Raw genomic sequence first — 2,586 nt, 5'->3', positions numbered from 1 at the left:
GGATATCTGGTGCACCAGTTGAGATTTTTATCCCTTTATCCTGCAATTTTAAGTCAGCGATTTGGTTCCAAGGTGAGTTAGCACCAGCCCAAACGACGAAAAGATAATCTGGTTTCGCTTGAATTACCTTTTGTAGATTAGATGTGAAATCTGTTGCAGCAGGGTCAGCGTATTCCTCTAATACGATTTCTGCCCCCAGCTTTTCAGCTGCTGCTTTAAACGCTGTGACTCCATCCCAGCCGAAGGAATAATCTGGTGCGAAGGTCGCTATCTTCACTCCTTCTTTAGCAATCGCTGCTGCTCCTGCCACTGCATCCTGAGAAGAATTACGAGCCGTACGGAATATATATGGATTAAATTCAGAACCCGTAATACTATCAGCTACAGCAGGTTCTACGATCATAATCTTTTCATATTCCTCTGCAAGCGGCAGAACAGCTAACGTATCCCCTGAACTAGAGGAACCAACTAAGAAATCTACTTCATCCTCTTCCAAAAGCTTCGTGGCTTTTTGAACAGCAACCTCAGGTTTAGTCTCTGTATCCTCGTAAACAACCTCAATTTTCTTGCCAGCTATCTCCATTGTCCCGCCGGTCGCATACTCTAAACCAAGTTCAAAACCGTTTCTAGTTTGCTTACCGTACGACTCAAGTGCTCCAGTCAACGAAGCAAGTACACCAATTTTAATAGTCTCGCCTTCCTGCACCTCGCCTGAAACCGGTGTAGTTCCTCCTGACTCCTCACTAGTTTCAGCAGCTTCATCACTACAAGCTGCACTAAAAAATACAACCGATAATAGCGTTAGAAATAGAATCCATTTTTTCAATGTTTTTAACCTCCCATTTATTTTGTAAGCGCTCTCATGCTTCGTTTTAACTGTACAAAATAGGAGTTACAAATAAGTTGCAACATTCTTGGATAGGGCAATCATGTAAAATTAAAAAAGCTTCGAAAATTTTACTGTTCGTAAATTTCCGAAGCCTTTTTTATGTTTTATTCGATAGTGGATAATTCATGATCGATAATTTCTTTCATTTTGATCGTGCCTATCGCACCATTGCTAAAGGTATTGGATTCACGCCAGTAAACTTGTCTAAAATGAATGCTATTGTGTAACTCGATTTGCAAAAAGACTCTAGAACCATCCCTTTCTATAGATTCAACATCTTCTAGTGTTAATGTATTCCATGTATCAATAAACTGTTGAACCGACTCCGGACGGAACTCGTGAATTCTTCTTCCATCCTCTGTACTTTCAATATATATTTTGCTGACCAACCCTACTAACGGGTAAAGTTCTCCAGCTATTTTTGCTTTTTTATTGGTTTCCACTACAAATACCTTGTCATTTACTTGGACCGCTAAAGATGCTGGAATTCCCTTTATCCCGTAAATTGGTGACCCTTTCTCCGCGTAGGTCGCATCGCCGTTTGTCATCTTATGATTACTACATGCACTACCTGCCATCTTATAGGTAACCTCACCAAGTTTATTACCTGTTTCGATAGATAAGGTCAATTCTTTATCAGACGGCTCAGGAAAATGATGCATATACTTGATGTCATTAATCATAACCATATCAATCCATTCAATTTCCGCGTCTGGACAACCAAATGATGAAACAGAATTGGTAACCACAGTAATTGGAGCTATATTACAAGCGGACAAAGACATACTTAAAAAAGTAATAAGTATTACTTTACTTAATTTCTACAATTCTCCTCCTATAAATTAGATGAAATAAACTTTATCCATAATTGATAATCATCTCATACATTTGAATAGTCGTTTGCATAGGTTCTACGTGAAGCTCCTCGTGCAAAGTTGCTACACAGCGTTCATACCATTTAACGGCCTGCGTTCTATTTTGTAGCTGATAATAAGCAAACATGAGTAAACGATAGGCCTCTTCCCACGTATGATCTAAGTGGATAAGCTTCTGTGACCAGTAGATTGTCTTCTCAAAGTCCTTCAAACGTGTACTCGTTTGCGCTAATCTTTCTAATACCAATATATACTGTTGTTCTGTTTTCTCCCGCTCATGGGAAATCCACTCAATCGCTGGCTTTCCTTCTAGAAGGCTGCCATTATAAAGTCTCACTGACTTCAATAGATGCTCTAATGCTAAGGAGGCATCTTTTTCAAGCATACCGAGTGTTGCGTAATCATTAAAAGTTTCTAAATCACTTCTCACAACTGCCTCTGGGTTTAATCTATACATCGATTGCTTTCGGATTATAAAATATGATTCTCCTCTAGCTTCCCTACTTGGTTCGATAACTTTGAGCAATGCATTTAAAATAACCTTAAAATCTCGATCAGATGATTTTTCATCGGCGTTTTCTTTCCATAAGCTTCTTATTAATTCTTCTTTAGGTACAAAACGACTTTTATTCAAATATAAATAAGTAAGAAGTTCCTTCGATTTTTCCCTTTGCCACTTTCTTTCCTCTACCTCATGAATCCCCATATATAAAGTAAAGGAGCCTAAAAGTTGAAGTCTTAAAGAATATCCAGGATAGACGATTTCCTCTCGTATAACTAATTTTTCTCTAAGCGTTTGTAAAAAAGTATTTTTATTTTCTT

General features: G+C 38.2%; 3 protein-coding genes. All 3 read right to left on the bottom strand.

What is annotated here, in order from left to right; translation table 11 throughout:
- Window positions 1-826, bottom strand: an 826-nt coding sequence (locus AC06OU_RS12580; RefSeq protein ID WP_475856177.1) for an ABC transporter substrate-binding protein, incomplete at its 3' end; no start/stop codon positions are given.
- Window positions 827-993: 167 nt separating this feature from the next.
- Window positions 994-1,638 carry a hypothetical protein gene (locus tag AC06OU_RS12575; protein WP_475856176.1) on the bottom strand — a complete coding sequence of 215 codons (645 nt, stop codon included), beginning with the start codon at window positions 1,636-1,638 and terminating at the stop codon, window positions 994-996.
- A 109-nt stretch (window positions 1,639-1,747) separates the two neighbouring features.
- Window positions 1,748-2,586 (bottom strand): AfsR/SARP family transcriptional regulator (locus AC06OU_RS12570; protein WP_475856174.1); only part of this gene is annotated, 839 nt, incomplete at its 5' end.

It is taken from the genome of Psychrobacillus sp., assembly GCF_056205495.1.
Note: the sequence above shows the minus strand (reverse complement) of the source record. Positions and strands in the feature narration are given on the sequence as shown.